Below are 16,769 nucleotides of genomic sequence, written 5' to 3' on the forward strand. Positions count from 1 at the left end.
TACGCGGCGGAGTGCGCGCTGGACCGGGGCGAGCCGGCCCGGATCAGCCTGACGCCGGCGACCTGGGCGACGATCGTGTCGGTGAACCGGCGGGTCAACAAGGCGATCGAGCCGATGACCGACCAGGACCACCTGCACGTGGCCGACCGCTGGGACCTGGCCGAGGACGGCATCGGCGACTGCGAGGACTTCCAGCTGCTCAAGCGCCACATGCTGGCCGAGGCCGGCCTGCCGCGGCGGGCGATGCGCATGACCGTGGTGATCGACGAGAAGGGCGAGGGCCACGCCGTGCTGACCCTGATCACCGACCGGGGCGACCTGGTGCTCGACAACAAGACCAGCGCGATCCTGCCCTGGCACAAGACCGGCTACGTGTTCATCAAGCGCGAGAGCCAGGACGCCGTCGCCTGGGTCTCCCTCGGCGGCGTCACCTCCCCGGTCACCACCGCAAACCGGTGAACAAGCCACGCGGCGAGCAGTAGAACCTCGGCCGCGCGCGCCGCTCTTTAACGGATCGCTAACCCTGCGGCGCCACTCTGTCGGGTGACGGAGTGCCTTAACGATGCCGCGAGCCCGCCACGTGACGCCGGTCCCGCTTCTGGCGGTCGTCCTCGTCGCCGCCGCCTGCGGCACCGCCCGGGCCGCGAGCGAGACCGAAGCCCGCCACGCCGCGTGGCGCGACTGCGTCAGCCGCAACTTCCGGATCCAGGCCGCACTGACGGACCGGGATCTCGCCGCCGACGCCGCCTTCCGGGCCTGCCGGACCGCCGAGGACGCCTATCTCGCGACCCTCGCGGCCTCGCCGCTGCTCGACGACGAGGATGTCGGGCGCGCCCGGCCGCTCCTCGCCGGCCGGATGCGCGCTTGGCTGGTCGGCAACCGCGGCTGACGTCGGCGATTCCCGGCAGCGGCCATCGGGAAAGGACGTTTCCGCCAAGTGCGTGAGGTCGGCCAGCAAGGCAGCGTCGCGGAGGCCTGTCCGCCTATGCCTTCAGGCGCGCCTTGATCCGCCGGGTCAGCCCGTCGCGGACGTCGCGGTAGGCGTCGAGGCGCTGCTCGCGCGAGGCGTCCTGCAGCAGCGTCGGGTCGGGGGTCGGCCAGTACTCGACATCGGCCGCGAGGGTGTGCGTCAGGTCCAGTGCCCGGTGGTGCGCCTCCGGCGCGAGGGTGATGATCAGGTCGAAGTTCAGGCCCTCCCAGTCCTCCAGCTCCTCCACGGTGCGCGGGCGGTGCCGGCTCGCGTCGATGCCGACCTCGTCGAGGGCCGCGACCATGAACGGGTCGGTGGGCTCGCCGGAGCGCACCCCAGCCGACTGCACGTAGGTGGACTTGCCGAAATAGGCGCGGGCGATCGCTTCCGCCGCCACGGAGCGCACGGCGTTGTAGTTGCACATGAACAGGACGGACTGCACCCGCCGCTTCTTCGGGGGCGCGTCGGGAAAAGGCTCGGGAGGAGGCTCGGGAGCGGGCTCAGCCATCGCCGGTCGGCGCGGAGGGCGCCTAACCCTTCCAGTGCAGCGCGAAGATCAGGGTGAACAGGCGGCGCGCCGTGTCGTGGTCGAGGTCGACCTTCCCCTCGAGCCGCTGCTTGAGCGTCTCGGACGCCTCGTTGTGCAGGCCCCGCCGACCCATGTCGATCGCCTCGATCTGCGACGGCGAGGCGGTGCGGATCGCGTTGTAGTAGCTCTCGCAGATCATCTCGTAGTCGCGGATCACCCGCCGGAACGGCGTGAGCGACAGGAGGTGCGTCATCACCGGCTCACCGTCCACCGTGGTGATGGCGAAGGACAGCTTGTTCTCGACGAGTCCGAGCGTGAGCGCGTAGGGGCCCTCCCGCCCGGGGATGGTGAAGGAATTGTCCTCCAGGATGTCGAACAGGGCGATCGCCCGTTCGTGCTCCTGATCCGGATTGCCGCGGGCGATGGACCCCTCGTCCAGGCTCACCTTCGCGAGGCGGTTCGGCCCGCGCTGCTTCTCCGCCATCCCCAAAACCTCACAGGTTCAACCGGATCGCGACGGAGCGGGCATGCCCCTCCAGGCCCTCGGACCGGCCGAGGTTTATCGCCGCCGGGCCGAGCGCCCGCAAGCTCTCCGGCGTGCAGGCGAGGATCGTCGTCCGCTTCATGAAGTCGAGCACGCCCAGCCCGGACGAGAATCGGGCGGAGCGCGCGGTCGGCAGCACGTGGTTGGGGCCGCCGACATAGTCGCCGATCGCCTCCGGCGTGTGCGAGCCCAGGAAGATCGCGCCGGCATTGCGGACCTTGGCGGCGAGCGCCTCCGCGTCCTGCGTCTCGATCTCCAGGTGTTCGGGGGCGAGGCGGTCGACCAGGGGCACGGCCTCGTCGAAGGTGCGGACCCGGATGACGGCGCCGTAATCGCGCCAGCTCGCCCGGGCGATCTCCTGACGGGGCAGGGTGGTGAGGGCGCGCTCGACCGCCGCCTCGACGGCGCCGGCGAGTTCGGCGCTGTCGGTAATCAGGATCGCCTGGGCGGCCACGTCGTGCTCGGCCTGGGCCAGGAGGTCGGCGGCGATCCAGTCGGGGTTGGCGTGGCCGTCCGCCAGGATCAGCACCTCGGAGGGGCCGGCGATCATGTCGATCCCGACCTGGCCGAAGACCCGGCGCTTGGCCGCCGCCACCCAGGCGTTGCCGGGCCCGACGACCTTGGCCACGGGGGCGATCGTGGCGGTCCCGTAGGCGAGGGCCGTGACCGCCTGGGCGCCGCCCACCCGGTAGACCTCGTGGACGCCGGAGAGCTGCGCGGCGGCCAGGACCAGCGGGTTCATCTGGCCGTCCGGGGTGGGCACCACCATCACGAGGCGCGGCACCCCGGCGACGCGCGCCGGCAGCGCGTTCATCAGCACCGAGGAGGGATAGCTCGCGGTGCCGCCCGGGACGTAGAGGCCGACCGATTCCAGCGCGGTCCAGCGCCAGCCGGCCGTGACGCCGAGGGCGTCGGTGGCCCGGTGATCCGCGGGCCGCTGCGCCCGGTGGAAGCTCTCGATCCGCTCGGCGGCGAGGCGCAGGGCCTCCAGCGAGTCCGACGGGCAGGCCGCGACGGCCGCTTCGATCTCCGCGTCCGTGACCCGCAGCTGCGCTGCAGAGAAATCGGCGCCGAGCCGGTCGAACCGCCGGGTGAAATCGACCAGCGCCTCGTCCCCGCGGGCGACGACGTCGGCGATGATGCCGCGCACCGCCTCGTCCACGTCCTCGGCGATCTCGCGCTTCACCGTGAGGAGGCGCGCGAAGGCGGCGGCAAAATTCGGATCGCTGCTGTCGAGCCGGACCATCGGGAAGCCTTCTGTCTCGCGTCAGGCCACCGAGCCGGCGGCCGTATCGGTGTCGATGTCGTGCCCGGGACGGTTCGCCGATTCCCAGACCGGGCCGAGATCCTTCATCCGGACCTCGATGCACTCGACCTCCAGCCGCAGAGCCGCGCCGCCGGAGAAGACGAGGTCGATGTGCCCGGAGGGCGCGTCCGTCGGCTCGAAGGTGAGGGCGAGCAGGCTCATCGGCGTCGCGTCGTCCGGCTTCAGGCCGCGGCTCTTCACGCCCAGCACGCGCTCGATGTGCAGGCCGGCGAGGCGCCGGCGCGGCGGGGCGCTCGGCGTCCAGTCGAAGCGGCGCACCGCCATGAGGAAGCGGTGCTCGCCGGCGAGGAACGTCAGGTCCTGCGGTCGCAGGATCGCGTCCTGCAGATGGGCCGAGATCACGGTCAGGTCCTCGGTGTCGAGGGCGGCGAGCCTGAGCAGCTCCATGCAGAGGGTCCTCGGGGAATACGGGGCGCGGGTCGGGCGGCGAGGGCCGGTCCGCGGCACGGCGTAGGTAGCGGCGCGGCCCCGTTCGGGCAACGGCTGGTCTGGGGATCGCGATCCCGGCCGGGCACAGGCTCGGGCCAGCGTCGCCGTTTAGACGCGCCGGCGGTCGAGCCGAGGCAGGGTCTCATATGGCGGCACTCACCGAGCGCGCGGTTGTGGCGGTACTGGCCGTCGGACTGCAGGCGGCCGGACCCGCCGTCGCGCAGGTCGGTCCGGACGCGCGGCCCTACATCTTCGGTCGTCCGGCGCCGGATTGGGATCTCTACGCACCGCCGCCGCCCGGCGGGCGTCCGCCGCCTCCGCCCGCGAATGACGGGTATGGCTGGCGTCCGCCCCCGCCGCCAGTCGACGATGCGTACGACAGGCGCGGCCCGCGCTGGCGCGGCGTCTTCGGGCGCCGGTGGGACGACAGCGTCTGCGTGACGGCCCGCGGCACGTGCGGGGTGCGCCCGGGGCCTCCCGACGCGCCCTGCGGCTGCGAGATCCCCGGCTTCGGCTACAGGCGCGGGCAGATCGAGGACTGAGCCTCGGGCGCTGCCGCGCGCCGGCCCGTTCGGACCGAGCGCTGCCGCTCAGGCCCGGACGCGCTCGATCTGCGCGCCGCACCGGCCGAGCTTGGCCTCCAGCGCCTCGAAGCCGCGGTCGAGATGGTAGACCCGGTTGATCTGGGTCTCGCCCTCGGCGGCGAGGCCCGCGATCACCAGGGAGACCGAGGCGCGCAGGTCGGTCGCCATCACGGGGGCGCCCTTCAGCCGGTCCACGCCCTCGACGATGGCGAGGTCGCCCTCGAGGCGGATCTTCGCGCCGAGGCGGGCCAGCTCCTGCACGTGCATGAACCGGTTCTCGAAGATGGTCTCGCGGATGTGCGACTGGCCCTTCGCCAGCGTCATCAGCGCCATGAACTGCGCCTGGAGATCCGTGGGGAAGCCCGGGAACGGGTCGGTGGTGACGTCGACCGCCGCGATGCCGGCGCCGTTGCGGCGCACGCGGATCCCGCCCTCGACCTGCGTGATCTCCGCGCCCGTGGTCGTCAGGACGTCGAGGGCCGAGTGGAGCAGGTCGGCCCGCGTGTCCTTGAGCACGACGTCGCCGCCGGCCATCGCCACCGCCATGGCGTAGGTGCCGGTCTCGATCCGGTCGGGCAGGACCTCGTGGCGGGCGCCGTTCAGGCGGGCCACGCCCTCGATCTCGATGCGCGGCGTGCCGGCGCCGCGGATCTTGGCGCCCATCTTGTTCAGGCACTCCGCGAGGTCGACCACCTCCGGCTCGCGGGCGGCGTTCTCGATCACCGTGGTCCCGTAGGCCAGGGCGGCGGCCATCAGCGCCACGTGCGTGCCGCCCACGGTCACCTTCGGGAAGGCGAACTCGGCCCCACGCAGGCCATTCTTGGTCCTGGCGACGACGTAACCGGCGTCGATCTCGATCTCGGCCCCGAGCTTCTCCAGCGCCATGATCAGCAGGTCCACCGGCCGGGTGCCGATGGCGCAGCCGCCGGGCAGCGAGACCTTGGCCTCACCGAACCGGGCGAGCAGCGGCGCGATCACCCAGAAGCTCGCCCGCATGGTCGAGACCAGCTCGTAGGGCGCCGTGGTGTCGATGACGTTCGAGGCGGTGAGCCGGATCGTCTGGCCCGTCTCGGTGGTCTGACCGGGGCGCTTGCCCACGACCATGTGGTCCACGCCGTGGTTGCCGAGGATCCGCGTCAGCGCGGCGATGTCGGCGAGCCGCGGCACGTTGATCAGCTCCAGCGTCTCGCCGGTGAGCAGGCTCGCGATCATCAGCGGCAGCGCCGCGTTCTTGGCGCCCGAGATCGGGATCACGCCGTTGAGCGGCGCGCCGCCGGTGATGTGGATGCGGTCCATCGTGTGTCCTCGGGCGGCGCACCCGCGAGGGCGCGCGGCCGGCCGTGCTGATCGCGGGCGCGGCAGCGCCCAGGCTTGGCCGTGCCCTATAGACCGGATTTGTCGGAATCAGGACCGTTTCCGTCCGATTCCCGCACGCAGGACTGATCCGCGCCGGGAGACGGTCTTCCTTCGGCCCGCCCGCGGCCCTGCGCCTTCCGGCGGCGCAGGTTCTGGCGCAGCGCGGCCTTGAGGCGCTCCGCCCGCTCGTCCCTGGAGTCCGTCACGGCGCGACCCTTGGTCGCCGCAAGGTCGGGGCCGCGCGGTCCACGCCGGACGAGCCATCTGCGGTCGGAGACATGAGCTGTTGCAGGGGGCGGGAACCAAGTTCGGGTCGGAAGAACGTGCCGGACGCTAGCGGGTTCACGCGGGCCTCTCAACGGATGCAACGCTGCGATGTCGGAACCTTACCTTGAACCAGTTCCAGATCCGCGCGTATCTTGCGGCCCTCACGCGAAGGACTGGACCGAGGCCGGACCTCGATCGCGGGCCTGAGACGCCGCTCACGCGGTGTCGCCCGCGCGGCCGAACACGCGAAGGACGCTCGATGACCGTCACCCGGATGCCCAGCACGATGCTCGCCCAAGCGGGATCGACGCGCGCCGGATCCGGCTACGAGCGCTACTTCCGCGGGGCCCTGGATCAGCTGCACGGGGAACGGCGGTACCGGGTGTTCGCCGACATCGAGCGGATCTCGGGGCGTTTCCCGACCGCCAAGTGGCGCCAGCCGGACGGCAAGACCACCGAGATCACCGTGTGGTGCTCCAACGACTACCTCGGCATGGGCCAGCACAAGGAGGTGGTCGCCGCCATGACCGAGACCGCCGCCCGCTGCGGCGTCGGCGCCGGAGGCACCCGCAACATCGCCGGTAACACCTCGCCGCTGGTCGACCTGGAGCGCGAGCTCGCCGACCTGCACGGCAAGGAGGCCGGTCTCGTCTTCACCTCCGGCTACGTCTCGAACCAGGCCGGCATCTCGACCATCGCCAAGCTGATCCCCGACTGCCTGATCCTGTCGGACGCCTTCAACCACAACTCGATGATCGAGGGCGTGCGCCATTCCGGCTGCGCCAAGACGATCTTCCGCCACAACGACCTCGCCCACCTCGAGGAATTGCTGCGGCAGGCCGGCGACCGGCCCAAGCTGATCGTGTTCGAGTCGGTCTACTCGATGGACGGCGACGTGGCGCCGATCGGCGCGATCTGCGACCTGGCCGAGCGCTACGGCGCGATGACCTACCTCGACGAGGTCCACGCCGTCGGCCTGTACGGCCCGCGCGGCGGCGGCATCGCCGAGCGCGACGGCGTCATGCACCGGGTCGACGTGATCGAGGGGACGCTGGCCAAGGGCTTCGGCTGCGTGGGCGGCTACATCACCGCCTCGGCGGCGATCTGCGACGCGGTGCGCAGCTTCGCGCCGGGCTTCATCTTCACGACGGCGCTGCCGCCGGCGGTGGCTGCGGCGGCGCGGGCGTCGGTGCGCTACCTGAAGCGCTCGAGCGCGGAGCGCGAGGCGCACCAGCGTCAGGCGGCGGCCACGAAGGCGGCGCTGAGCGCGGCGGGGCTTCCGGTCCTGGAGACCGAGACGCACATCGTGCCGGTGATGGTCGGCGATGCCGAGCTGTGCAAGGCGGCGGCGGACCATCTGCTGGAGCACCACGCGATCTACATCCAGCCGATCAATTACCCGACGGTGCCGCGCGGGACCGAGCGGCTGCGGATCACGCCGTCGCCGTTCCACGACGCGGCGCATATCGAGCGCCTCGCCGCGGCGCTGGGCGAGACCTGGCAGGCCCTGGACCTGCCCCGCGCCGGCACCGTCTTCGTCGAGGCCGCGGAGTAGGATCCGCGCCGCCGTCCCGCGCCGGGCCGTGTTGCGGGCGCCCGTCTTTGCGAGCGGAGCGAAGCAACCCAGGGATGCCACATCCGCCGCCGGCCTGCTGCCCTGGATTGCTTCGCTCCGCTCGCAAAGACGGGCGCGGCGGTATGCTGAGGCCGGCCTGACCGCGCCGGCTCCGCGCTGAGGCAGCGGCCCGCAGCGCTTCCATGTCCCGTCCCCATCTCGTCTTTTCCGGCGCCGACCTGTAACGACGGCGCCAATCCTCATCCGCGAAAAGTCCGCCTATGATCTCCTCACCCCTCATGACCGTCATGGTCGATGCCGTGCGCAAGGCCGCGCGCGGCCTGCGCCGCGACTACGGCGAGGTCGAGAACCTGCAGGTCTCGCGCAAAGGTCCGGGCGACTTCGTCTCCGCGGCCGACCGCAAGGCCGAGGAGGTGCTGCGCGACGCCCTGATGAAGGCGCGTCCGGGCTACAGCCTCGTGCTCGAGGAGAACGGGATCATCGAGGGGACCGACAAGAGCCACACCTGGCACATCGATCCCCTCGACGGCACGTCGAACTTCCTGCACGGCGTGCCGCATTTCGCGGTCTCGGTCGGTCTCGAGCGCGAGGGCCAGATCGTGGCCGGCGTGATCTTCGACCCGATCAAGGACGAGCTGTTCGTCGCCGAGCGCGGCAAGGGCGCCTATCTCAACAACCGGCGCCTGCGCGTCTCCGGCCGCCAGGACATGGCGGACGCGCTGGTGGGCTACGGCACGCCCTATCTCGGTCGCGGCAGCCACCCGCGCCTCTTGCGCGAGCTCGGCGCCGTGATGGCGGTGGCCGGCGGGACCCGCCGGATGGGCTCGGCGGCCCTCGACATGGCCTACGTGGCCTGCGGCCGCCTCGACGCCTACTGGGAGCGCGACCTCCAGACCTACGACTTCGCCGCCGGCGTGATCCTGGTGCGCGAGGCGGGCGGCTTCGTGACCTCGGCGGACGGCGCGGCCGAGCCGCTGGCGCCCCGGTCGGTGGCCTGCGGCAACGAGGGGCTTCACCGGGACCTCGTCGCCATCCTCAAGAAGGTCCAGGCGGCCTGAGCCGCCACTGACTGGTCAGGCCGTCGGGCTTCTGCTTTAAGCCCGCGGTTCCCCACGGAAGGCCGAACGCATGGAAGCCCGCCGCCACGTCGCGCTGAAGGAATCGGTCCGCTCGATTCCCGATTACCCGAAGCCGGGGATCATCTTCCGCGACATCACCACGCTGCTGAGCGACCCGCGCGCCTTCCGGCGGGCGGTGGACGCCCTGGTGCATCCCTACGCCGGCGGACAGATCCATCAGGTGGCCGGCATCGAGGCCCGGGGCTTCATCCTCGGCGGGGCCATCGCCCACCAGCTCTCCTGCGGCTTCGTGCCGATCCGCAAGAAGGGCAAGCTGCCCCACAAGACCGTGTCGATGGCCTACGCCCTCGAGTACGGGACCGACGAGATCGAGATCCACGTCGACGCCGTACGGCCCGGCGACAAGGTGCTGCTGGTCGACGACCTGATCGCCACCGGCGGCACCGCGATCGCCGCCGTGAACCTGCTCCAGAAGATCGGCGCCGAGATCGTGGCCGCCTGCTTCGTCATCGACCTGCCCGAGATCGGCGGCGCGCAGCGCCTGCGCGACCTGGGCGTCGAGGTGCGCACCCTCATGCAGTTCGAGGGTCATTGAGCCCCGCGAAACGTTGACTTCGCGGGGCTCATCCGCCATAAGCCCGCCACTCGCGACGTGGCGCCCCGCATGGGCGCCCTTCGTGTTTGCAGACAACCAGGACGCGTGAAGGTCGGGTGCAGCAATAGCTGCCCGCGAGCGCGCCTCGACCTTTGAAGGCTCTGAGCCATGAAGAGAACCTACCAGCCGAGCAAGCTCGTCCGTAAGCGCCGTCACGGTTTCCGTGCGCGCATGGCCACCGCCGGCGGCCGCAAGGTCATCGCGCGCCGTCGCGCCCATGGCCGCAAGCGCCTGTCGGCCTGAGGCCTGATCCTCGCCGGCGCGGACGCTCCGACGCATCCGCGCCACGAGGCAAGTGGTATCGGCCGGGATCGAACCATCGATGGCGACGATCGAGCGGCTCAAGAAACGACCCGACTTCCTGGCGGCGGCCGAGGGGCGTCGCTTCCACACCGAGCGTATGACCGCGCAGGGGCGTCTTCGGAACCCGGACGTTTGCCCCGGCCTCCGTCTCGGCTTCACCATCACGAAGCGTGTCGGCCACGCGACGGAGCGCAACCGCATCCGCCGCCGACTCCGCGCTGCCGTGGGGTTGGTCGCGTCCGATCTGCCGAGCGAGCTCGCTGGCCTTCCGGCCGACATTGTGCTGATCGCCCGCCGCCCCGCCCTCGAAGCCTCCTTCGAGGCCCTCGCCGAGGATCTGCGCCGCGCGATTCCCGCGGTGACCCGCGCGGCCGCGCCCCGCGGGGACAGGTCGCCCGGCCGATCCGGCGGTCGGCGCGCCAAGCCGTCCCCTGACACGGCCACTTCTCAGTCGTCCTCTCTCCCGCACGAAGCCGGCCGCGCCTCCGCGCAGGCGGCCCCACCCGGCGGTGCCGACATCGGCCCGTCGCAGGGGTGCGACAGAGATCCCCGAATCACAGGCGCGCGCAGGTCCTCCGGGACCGGCGACGTTCCTGTTGCCACTCCGAACGCGTGCGGCGGTGTCCCTGATGGGCAATGACAAGACGAACATGTTCGTGGCCATCGGCCTGTCGCTGCTGGTGCTGCTCGGGTGGCAGTACTTCGTGGCCGGCCCGCGCATGGAGCAGCAGCGCCAGATCGAGGCGCAGAACAAGGCCGCGCAGCAGCAGCCCCCGGGCGTGACCCCGGACGGCGTGCCCTCGCCGTCCCCGAAGGAGGGTGGCCCGGCGGCCCCCGCGCCCGGCACGCTGCCGACCGCCCAGGGCGGCCCGGTCTCCCGCGAGGCGGCGCTGGCCCGCTCGCCGCGCGTCCGGATCGAGACCCCGGCGCTCTCCGGCTCGATCGCCCTGAAGGGCGGCCGCGTCGACGACGTCTCGCTCAGGAACTACCACGAGACAATCGACCCCAAGAGCCCCGAGATCGTGCTGTTCTCGCCGGCCGGGACCGAGACGCCCTACTACGCCGAGTTCGGCTGGGTCGGCGCCAATGCCGGTCCGCTGCCGACCAACGACACCCTCTGGACCAGCGACGGCAAGACACTGTCGCCCGGCATGCCCGTGACCCTGACCTGGGACAACGGCGCCGGCCTCGTCTTCAAGCGGATCATCGCTGTCGACGACAAGTACATGTTCACGATCCGCGACGAGGTCGAGAACAAGGGCTCGGGCGCCATCACGCTCTACCCGTACAGCCTCGTCTCCCGCTGGGGTAAGCCGCATACCCAGGGCTACTACGTCCTGCACGAGGGCATGATCGGCTATCTCGGCAACGACGGCCTGCAGGAATTCACCTACGACAAGCTCGCCAAGGAAGGCGCCTACGGCGGTGCCAACACCAAGGGCAAGGCCTGGAGCGGCGTGACCGGCGGCTTCGTCGGCATCACCGACAAGTACTGGGCGGCGGCCGCGATCCCCGATCAGGACGCGCCCTATACCGGCGCCTTCACCGACCGGACCGACGGTGCCACCAACGTCTACCAGGCCAGCGTGCGCGGCGATGCCGTGAGTCTCGCGGCGGGCGCCTCGGCGACCGCGACGCAGCGGCTGTTCGCCGGCGCCAAGGAAGTCAACGTCATCAACAACTACGAGAAGGACCTCGGCATCAAGCACTTCGATCTGATGATCGATTGGGGCTGGTTCTTCTTCATCACCAAGCCGATGTTCCGGGCGCTAGACTTCTTCTACCACCTGTTCGGCAATTTCGGCGTCTCGATCCTGGTGGTGACCTTCTGCCTGAAGCTGCTGTTCCTGCCGATCGCGAACCGGTCCTACGTCTCCATGGCCAAGATGAAGGCCGTGCAGCCGGAGATGGCCGCCATCCGCGAGCGGTACAAGGACGACCGCATGAAGCAGCAGCAGGCCACGATGGAGCTGTACAAGAAGGAGAAGATCAATCCGGTCGCCGGCTGCTGGCCGGTGCTGATCCAGATTCCGGTCTTCTTCGCGCTCTACAAGGTCCTGTTCATCACCATCGAGATGCGCCACGCGCCGTTCTTCGGCTGGATCCGCGACCTCGCGGCGCCGGATCCGACGAGCATCGTGAACCTGTTCGGCCTGCTGCCGTTCCCGGCACCCGACTTCGTGCACCTGGGCGTCTGGCCGATCATCATGGGCATCACGATGTTCGTGCAGATGAAGATGAATCCCGCGCCGCCGGACCCGGTCCAGGCGCAGATCTTCACCTTCATGCCGATCGTGTTCACCTTCATGCTGGGCTCGTTCCCCGCCGGCCTGGTGATCTACTGGGCCTGGAACAACACCCTGTCGGTGATCCAGCAATACGTCATCATGCGCCGTAACGGCGTGAAGGTGGAGCTGTGGGACAACCTCCGCACAACGTTCAAGCGCGGCGGCACCAAGGCGGCCGCCACCAAGAGCTGACGGGCGAGACGCCGTGAGCGAGACCAACGACGACGCGGCCGACCTCCTCGAGGCCGGCCGCCTTCTCTTCGCCGGCCCGGCCGACTTCTACGCGGCCGCCCAGATCCTCGACCGGCTGCCGCCCATGGAGGGCGTCGAGATCGCCTTCGCGGGGCGTTCGAATGTCGGCAAGTCGAGCCTGATCAACGCGCTCACCGGGCGCAACACCCTGGCGCGGACCTCGCACACGCCGGGGCGGACGCAGCAGCTCAACTTCTTCCGGATCGGCGAGCGCCTGTCGCTGGTCGACATGCCCGGCTACGGCTACGCCGCCGTCGAGAAGGCCAAGGTCGAGGCGTGGACCCGGCTGATCCACGCCTACCTCAAGGGCCGCGCCAACCTCGCCCGGGTGTTCATGCTGATCGACGCCCGGCACGGCTTCAAGTCGATCGACACCGACGTCCTCGACGGCCTCGACAAGGCCGCGGTGAGCTATCAGGTCGTGCTGACGAAGGGCGATTCCCTCAAGAAGGGCGAGGTCGCGAGCCGCATCGCCGGGATCGAGGCGGGGCTCGCCAAGCGGCCGGCCGCCTACCCGCAGGTGATCCTCACCTCGAGCCGGGACGATTCCGGCGTGCCGGATCTGCGGGCGGCCATCGCCAAGCTCCTGGCGGAGCGCGGCGCGTGAGACTCGCGGGTGTCGACCGCGCGCTCGCGGCGCTCGCCGCCCTGGCCGGGCTGCTCGGCGTCGCGCTGAGCGCCGCCGCGGCGCACATCCCCGGGGCGGACTCGCTGAAGACGGCGGCGCAGTTCCTGCTGTTCCACGCCCCCGCCATCCTGGCGCTGGTCGGTCTGGGGGCCGCGGGCCTCGTCCGGGCCGGTCTCGCGCGCCTCGCGGCCGGGCTGCTGGTCGCCGGCCTGATCCTGTTCTGCGGCGACCTCTCGGTGCGCGCGTGGCTCCAGCACGCGCTCTTCCCGATGGCGGCGCCCACCGGCGGCTTCGCCCTGATGGGCGGCTGGCTCGCCGGGATCCTCTGCGCGCTGGTGCCCGCGCGACGCGGGGTCTGACAGGTCCGGCCGGCGGCCCGCCGGCCAGCGTCTTCGCTCCGCTCGCAAAGACGGCGCCGTCGCGCCCTATGATGCTCTCACCTGCAGGAATTCCAGGGCCGGCCCCTGCGCGTCCGAGAAGATCCCGGCGGTCAGCGCGCCGCCGTAGACGGCCGCGGTGTCGAGGTTGGTGCGGAACCGGCGCACTTCCGGGCGCCCGCTCCGCTGCGGCGTGTGGCCGTGGACCACGTGCCGTCCGAAATCGTGGTCGCCCTCGAGGAACGGCTCGCGGATCCAGAGGCGATCATGCGCGTCCGAGCCGAGGGCGTCTGTGCCGGGCCGCAGCCCGGCATGCACGTACCAGTGGGCGCCGTCACCGTGCAGCGTCGGGAGCGCCTCGATCCAGTCGAGGGTGTCCCGAGGCAGGCCGGCAGGATCCCGCGCGCCGAACGAATCGAGCGTCGCCTCGCCGCCGTTGAACATCCAGTGCGCGGCCGCGCTCTCCGTCTGGAGTGCGTCGAGCAGCATCCGCTCGTGATTGCCCATCAGGCAGACGACGCGCTCCGGCTCGGCCCAGTTCAGGCGGCTCACGGTGCGAAGCACCGCGGCGCTGTCCGGGCCGCGGTCGATGTAGTCCCCGAGGAAGACCAGCCGGTGGGGACGGTCATCCGCGTGGTCGGCGATCCGCTCCAGCAGCGCGTCGAGGAAGGCCGCGCAGCCGTGGACGTCGCCGATCGCGTAGGTGAGGGGGCCGGAATCCATGCGCCATCGTCCACCGCGGCGCCGCGCTCCGCAAGGCCGCGCTGAGCGATGCGCTACGCCGCGAGGGCGCGCATCTCCGCGATGAGGTCCGACTTGCCCTCGAAGCCGATGCCCGGCAGGTCCGGCATGGTGATGTGACCGTCCTCGACCCGCACCCCGTCGGGGAAGCCGCCGTAGGGCTGGAACAGGTCCGGGTAGCTCTCGTTGCCGCCGAGGCCCAGCCCGGCCGCGATGTTGAGCGACATCTGGTGCCCGCCATGCGGGATGCAGCGGGCGGGCGACCAGCCGAACTCGGCCAGCACGTCGAGGGTGCGCAGGTACTCCACGAGCCCGTACGACAGCGCGCAGTCGAACTGCAGCCAGTCGCGGTCGGGCCGCATGTTGCCGTAGCGCAGGAGATTGCGCGCGTCCTGGTGCGAGAACAGGTTCTCGCCGGTGGCCATCGGCCCGGGATAGTAGGGCGCGAGCGCCGCTTGGAGCCCGTAGTCGAGCGGGTCGCCCGCCTCCTCGTACCAGAACAGCGGGTACTGCCGCAGCATCCGGGCGTACGCGATGGCGGTCTCGAGATCGAAGCGGCCGTTGGCGTCCACCGCGAGCCGGCCCCGTCCGTCGATCTCGGCGAGCACGGCCTCGATCCGGCGCCGGTCCTCTTCGAGCGGTGCGCCGCCGATCTTCATCTTCACGACGGTGTAGCCGCGATCGAGATAGCCGCGCATCTCGGCGCGGAGGGCGGAATCGTCCTTGCCGGGATAGTAGTAGCCGCCGGCCGCGTAGACGAAGACCCGCGGGTCGGCGGCGACGCCCTTCCGCTCGGCGAGCATCCGGAACAGTGGCTTCCCGGCGATCTTCGCCGCCGCGTCCCAGATCGCCATGTCGAGGGTGCCCACCGCCACCGAGCGCTCGCCGTGGCCACCGGGCTTCTCGTTGCGCATCATCGCGGCCCAGACCCGGTGCGGATCGAGGTTGTCGCCCGCATCGACGAGGAGGCTGTCCCGGTCGGCCTCCAGGATCCGGTCGCGGAAGCGCTCGCGGATCAGGCCGCCCTGGCCGTAGCGGCCGTTGGAGTTGAAGCCGTAGCCGACGACACGCCGGCCGTCGCGGACCACGTCGGTGACCACCGCGACGAGGCTCGTGGTCATCTTCGAGAAGTCGATGTAGGCGTTGCGGATCGGCGATGCGATCGGCTTGGTGACCTCGCGGACGTCGACGATGCGCATGGCTCACTCTCCCCGGTACGTCCCGGTGCCATAGCGTCGGCGGCCCCCGGTCAGCCAATGCCGTTTCCGGAGCGCGCGATGCGCGGGCGGCATCGGCCCCGTCCTGTCGGAGAGGCGCTATGGATCTGGACTGGGTGCGGGACTTCCTCGCGCTCGCCGAGCACCGGACCTTCTCGCGGGCCGCCGAGGTCCGGCACGTGACGCAGCCGGCCTTCAGCCGACGGATCCGCGCGCTCGAGGCGTGGCTCGGGACGCCCCTGTTCCTGCGGAGCGCGCAAGGGGCGCACCTGACCGCCGCCGGAACGGGCTTCCGCCCGCACGCCGAGGAGTTGATGCGGGGCCTGGACCGGGCGTGCCGCGAGGCGCGGGCCGCGGGCGCGCGCGCGGATGCGAACCTCGCGATCGCGGCCACGCACGCGCTGTCGTTCACGTTCTTTCCCGGCTGGATCCGCCGGCACGCACCCTTCGAGACGCTGGGCGCCCTCAACCTGATCTCGGACAGCATGGCGGCCTGCGAGGCGATCTTGCTGGCCGGCGAGGTGCAACTCCTCCTGTGCCACCACCGCGCGGACCTCCCCACGCCCCTGGACGATGGCCGCTGCGAGTCGGTCCGCGTCGGCGCGGACAGCCTCGTGCCGCTCTGCGCACCGACGTCCGAAGGGGCGCCGCTCTGGCCCCTGAGTGGTGCGGTCCGCTACCTCGCCTACGGCGAGGCCTCGGGGCTCGGCCGGATCCTGGCGGCGAGCGGGGCGGCGGCCGGCCACGAGCCGGCCTTCACGTCGCACCTCGCGGCGACGCTGATGACCATGGCCCAGGGGGGCGACGGTGTCGCGTGGCTCCCGGTGACGCTCGCGGAGGCGGCGATCGCCCGCGGACAGCTCGTGCGGGCAGGCCCGGAGGAGCTGGACGTTCCGGTGGAGATCCGGCTGTTTCGGACGCGCGAGGGCCGAGGCGGTGCGGCCGATGCCCTGTGGTGGCGCCTGCAGGCGACCGAGGGCGCCCGGCCGGATCAGGCCTTCGCCACCCGGGCGTAGCGGCCGTCGTAGCGACCGGCCCGGATCTGCTCCAGGACCTCCGCCTCGCGGGCCGCCTGCGCCCGCACGGCGTCGAGCAGGGCGGCCGCGTCGCCGGGCGGGAACGACACGACGCCGTCGGCGTCGCCGACCACCACGTCCCCCGGGCTCACCGTCCAGCCGCCGACGCAGACCGGCACGTTGATCGCGCCGGGGCCCGTCTTGAACGGCCCCCGCGGCGTCGCGTCGCGGGCGTAGCAGGGAAAGTCCGCGCCCGCGAACGCCGCCGTGTCGCGCACGGCGCCGTCGATCACGAAGCCGGCCACGCCCCGGCTCTCGGCGATGGCCTTCATGATGTCGCCCACCAGCGCGCGGCTCGTGTCGCCGGCGCCGTCGACCACGATCACGTCGCCGGGGCGGACCTCTTCCAGAGCCTGATGGATGGCCAGGTTGTCGCCGCTCCGGACGCGGACCGTGAAGGCCGTTCCCACGAGCGCCCCGCCGCGATGGAACGGGCGCAGGCCGGCCAGGACCGGCATCCGCGCCAGGCAGTCGCTGATCGTGGCCGTCGAGACATCGCGGAAGGCCGCCAGCACGGCCGGGTCGACGGCGGGGGGCGGCGGATTGCGGGTGATGGCGGACATCGGCCTCG

Annotated in this window: 21 protein-coding genes; 12 read left to right on the forward strand and 9 right to left on the reverse strand. The window is 71.4% G+C overall.

Features of this window, described 5'->3' with window-relative positions; genetic code table 11:
• Positions 1 to 459 (forward strand): transglutaminase-like cysteine peptidase (locus BLW78_RS28500; protein ID WP_091683537.1); only part of this gene is annotated, 459 nt, incomplete at its 5' end.
• Between the two features lie 103 nt (positions 460 to 562).
• Positions 563 to 889, forward strand: coding sequence for a hypothetical protein (locus tag BLW78_RS28505; RefSeq protein ID WP_020092509.1), 327 nt, complete (start codon positions 563 to 565; stop codon positions 887 to 889).
• Between the two features lie 94 nt (positions 890 to 983).
• Here the strand turns inward: BLW78_RS28505 and BLW78_RS28510 are convergent, their stop codons facing one another.
• The 4 genes from BLW78_RS28510 to BLW78_RS28525 are packed head-to-tail and all read right to left on the reverse strand — an operon-like array spanning position 984 to position 3,757.
• Complete coding sequence (locus BLW78_RS28510; RefSeq protein ID WP_056526915.1) at positions 984 to 1,478, reverse strand: arsenate-mycothiol transferase ArsC; 495 nt, start codon at positions 1,476 to 1,478, stop codon at positions 984 to 986.
• 22 nt (positions 1,479 to 1,500) lie between these two features.
• The gene (locus BLW78_RS28515) at positions 1,501 to 1,983 is read right to left on the reverse strand and encodes a UPF0262 family protein (RefSeq protein WP_020092507.1); all 483 of its coding nucleotides are present in this window, start codon (positions 1,981 to 1,983) and stop codon (positions 1,501 to 1,503) included.
• A gap of 10 nt (positions 1,984 to 1,993) precedes the next feature.
• Complete coding sequence (gene hisD / locus BLW78_RS28520; RefSeq protein WP_091683539.1) at positions 1,994 to 3,289, reverse strand: histidinol dehydrogenase; 1,296 nt, start codon at positions 3,287 to 3,289, stop codon at positions 1,994 to 1,996.
• Between the two features lie 21 nt (positions 3,290 to 3,310).
• Positions 3,311 to 3,757, reverse strand: a complete 447-nt coding sequence (locus tag BLW78_RS28525) for a DUF2948 family protein (RefSeq protein ID WP_091683541.1) — start codon at positions 3,755 to 3,757, stop codon at positions 3,311 to 3,313.
• Positions 3,758 to 3,945: 188 nt separating this feature from the next.
• On the opposite strand from BLW78_RS28525, the gene BLW78_RS28530 reads away from it, so the two are divergent.
• Complete coding sequence (locus BLW78_RS28530) at positions 3,946 to 4,341, forward strand: hypothetical protein (RefSeq protein ID WP_091683543.1); 396 nt, start codon at positions 3,946 to 3,948, stop codon at positions 4,339 to 4,341.
• Between the two features lie 48 nt (positions 4,342 to 4,389).
• Here BLW78_RS28530 and murA read toward each other — a convergent pair whose 3' ends face one another.
• Complete coding sequence (gene murA, locus BLW78_RS28535) at positions 4,390 to 5,679, reverse strand: UDP-N-acetylglucosamine 1-carboxyvinyltransferase (protein WP_020092503.1); 1,290 nt, start codon at positions 5,677 to 5,679, stop codon at positions 4,390 to 4,392.
• 86 nt (positions 5,680 to 5,765) lie between these two features.
• The gene (locus BLW78_RS31915; protein ID WP_091683545.1) at positions 5,766 to 5,945 is read right to left on the reverse strand and encodes a hypothetical protein; all 180 of its coding nucleotides are present in this window, start codon (positions 5,943 to 5,945) and stop codon (positions 5,766 to 5,768) included.
• A 320-nt stretch (positions 5,946 to 6,265) separates the two neighbouring features.
• Here BLW78_RS31915 and hemA point away from each other — a divergent pair, with 320 nt between their 5' ends.
• The 8 genes from hemA to BLW78_RS28580 all read left to right on the forward strand — a co-directional run bounded on the left by hemA (position 6,266) and on the right by BLW78_RS28580 (position 13,146).
• Positions 6,266 to 7,561, forward strand: a complete 1,296-nt coding sequence (gene hemA, locus BLW78_RS28545) for a 5-aminolevulinate synthase (protein WP_020092502.1) — start codon at positions 6,266 to 6,268, stop codon at positions 7,559 to 7,561.
• A 281-nt stretch (positions 7,562 to 7,842) separates the two neighbouring features.
• Entirely contained in the window at positions 7,843 to 8,640 is a 798-nt protein-coding gene (locus tag BLW78_RS28550; protein WP_026604817.1) for an inositol monophosphatase family protein, read from the forward strand.
• Between the two features lie 70 nt (positions 8,641 to 8,710).
• The gene (locus BLW78_RS28555; protein WP_012320444.1) at positions 8,711 to 9,256 is read left to right on the forward strand and encodes an adenine phosphoribosyltransferase; all 546 of its coding nucleotides are present in this window, start codon (positions 8,711 to 8,713) and stop codon (positions 9,254 to 9,256) included.
• Positions 9,257 to 9,424: 168 nt separating this feature from the next.
• Entirely contained in the window at positions 9,425 to 9,559 is a 135-nt protein-coding gene (gene rpmH, locus BLW78_RS28560) for a 50S ribosomal protein L34 (protein ID WP_007558110.1), read from the forward strand.
• 79 nt (positions 9,560 to 9,638) lie between these two features.
• On the forward strand, positions 9,639 to 10,259 hold the full coding sequence (rnpA, locus tag BLW78_RS28565) for a ribonuclease P protein component (RefSeq protein ID WP_091683547.1): 621 nt from the start codon (positions 9,639 to 9,641) through the stop codon (positions 10,257 to 10,259).
• Positions 10,249 to 12,099, forward strand: a complete 1,851-nt coding sequence (gene yidC, locus BLW78_RS28570) for a membrane protein insertase YidC (RefSeq protein WP_091683549.1) — start codon at positions 10,249 to 10,251, stop codon at positions 12,097 to 12,099. Before rnpA ends, yidC begins: the two co-directional genes overlap by 11 nt.
• Positions 12,100 to 12,112: 13 nt before the next feature.
• On the forward strand, positions 12,113 to 12,766 hold the full coding sequence (gene yihA, locus BLW78_RS28575; protein ID WP_056526930.1) for a ribosome biogenesis GTP-binding protein YihA/YsxC: 654 nt from the start codon (positions 12,113 to 12,115) through the stop codon (positions 12,764 to 12,766).
• The gene (locus BLW78_RS28580; protein WP_091683551.1) at positions 12,763 to 13,146 is read left to right on the forward strand and encodes a DUF423 domain-containing protein; all 384 of its coding nucleotides are present in this window, start codon (positions 12,763 to 12,765) and stop codon (positions 13,144 to 13,146) included. The genes yihA and BLW78_RS28580 overlap by 4 nt, the downstream gene beginning before the upstream one ends.
• Positions 13,147 to 13,212: 66 nt before the next feature.
• Here BLW78_RS28580 and BLW78_RS28585 read toward each other — a convergent pair whose 3' ends face one another.
• Together BLW78_RS28585 and BLW78_RS28590 are read right to left on the reverse strand one after the other, a co-directional pair.
• Positions 13,213 to 13,887 (reverse strand): metallophosphoesterase family protein, encoded by a 675-nt coding sequence (locus BLW78_RS28585; protein ID WP_091683553.1) that lies wholly within the window; start codon positions 13,885 to 13,887, stop codon positions 13,213 to 13,215.
• A gap of 53 nt (positions 13,888 to 13,940) precedes the next feature.
• Positions 13,941 to 15,104, reverse strand: a complete 1,164-nt coding sequence (locus BLW78_RS28590) for a mandelate racemase/muconate lactonizing enzyme family protein (RefSeq protein WP_091683555.1) — start codon at positions 15,102 to 15,104, stop codon at positions 13,941 to 13,943.
• 119 nt (positions 15,105 to 15,223) lie between these two features.
• On the opposite strand from BLW78_RS28590, the gene BLW78_RS28595 reads away from it, so the two are divergent.
• Positions 15,224 to 16,138 (forward strand): LysR family transcriptional regulator, encoded by a 915-nt coding sequence (locus BLW78_RS28595; RefSeq protein ID WP_091683557.1) that lies wholly within the window; start codon positions 15,224 to 15,226, stop codon positions 16,136 to 16,138.
• Here BLW78_RS28595 and BLW78_RS28600 read toward each other — a convergent pair.
• Positions 16,114 to 16,761 carry an RraA family protein gene (locus BLW78_RS28600; protein ID WP_020092493.1) on the reverse strand — a complete coding sequence of 216 codons (648 nt, stop codon included), beginning with the start codon at positions 16,759 to 16,761 and terminating at the stop codon, positions 16,114 to 16,116. The genes BLW78_RS28595 and BLW78_RS28600 overlap by 25 nt on opposite strands.
• Positions 16,762 to 16,769: the final 8 nt, after the last annotated feature.

This window comes from Methylobacterium sp. 275MFSha3.1 (genome assembly GCF_900108435.1).
In the GTDB taxonomy this organism is placed as follows: domain Bacteria; phylum Pseudomonadota; class Alphaproteobacteria; order Rhizobiales; family Beijerinckiaceae; genus Methylobacterium.

Coding starts and splice junctions, on each gene's coding strand:
- BLW78_RS28515 (WP_020092507.1), bottom strand. CDS start 1,983: ATGGCGGAGAAGCAGCGCGGGCCGAACCGCCTCGCGAAGGTGAGCCTG.
- hisD (WP_091683539.1), bottom strand. CDS start 3,289: ATGGTCCGGCTCGACAGCAGCGATCCGAATTTTGCCGCCGCCTTCGCG.
- rnpA (WP_091683547.1), top strand. CDS start 9,639: ATGGCGACGATCGAGCGGCTCAAGAAACGACCCGACTTCCTGGCGGCG.
- BLW78_RS28590 (WP_091683555.1), bottom strand. CDS start 15,104: ATGCGCATCGTCGACGTCCGCGAGGTCACCAAGCCGATCGCATCGCCG.
- BLW78_RS28595 (WP_091683557.1), top strand. CDS start 15,224: ATGGATCTGGACTGGGTGCGGGACTTCCTCGCGCTCGCCGAGCACCGG.
- BLW78_RS28585 (WP_091683553.1), bottom strand. CDS start 13,887: ATGGATTCCGGCCCCCTCACCTACGCGATCGGCGACGTCCACGGCTGC.
- BLW78_RS28555 (WP_012320444.1), top strand. CDS start 8,711: ATGGAAGCCCGCCGCCACGTCGCGCTGAAGGAATCGGTCCGCTCGATT.
- BLW78_RS28550 (WP_026604817.1), top strand. CDS start 7,843: ATGATCTCCTCACCCCTCATGACCGTCATGGTCGATGCCGTGCGCAAG.
- BLW78_RS28505 (WP_020092509.1), top strand. CDS start 563: ATGCCGCGAGCCCGCCACGTGACGCCGGTCCCGCTTCTGGCGGTCGTC.
- murA (WP_020092503.1), bottom strand. CDS start 5,679: ATGGACCGCATCCACATCACCGGCGGCGCGCCGCTCAACGGCGTGATC.
- rpmH (WP_007558110.1), top strand. CDS start 9,425: ATGAAGAGAACCTACCAGCCGAGCAAGCTCGTCCGTAAGCGCCGTCAC.
- BLW78_RS28530 (WP_091683543.1), top strand. CDS start 3,946: ATGGCGGCACTCACCGAGCGCGCGGTTGTGGCGGTACTGGCCGTCGGA.
- yidC (WP_091683549.1), top strand. CDS start 10,249: ATGGGCAATGACAAGACGAACATGTTCGTGGCCATCGGCCTGTCGCTG.
- BLW78_RS28525 (WP_091683541.1), bottom strand. CDS start 3,757: ATGGAGCTGCTCAGGCTCGCCGCCCTCGACACCGAGGACCTGACCGTG.
- BLW78_RS28510 (WP_056526915.1), bottom strand. CDS start 1,478: ATGGCTGAGCCCGCTCCCGAGCCTCCTCCCGAGCCTTTTCCCGACGCG.
- BLW78_RS28600 (WP_020092493.1), bottom strand. CDS start 16,761: ATGTCCGCCATCACCCGCAATCCGCCGCCCCCCGCCGTCGACCCGGCC.
- hemA (WP_020092502.1), top strand. CDS start 6,266: ATGACCGTCACCCGGATGCCCAGCACGATGCTCGCCCAAGCGGGATCG.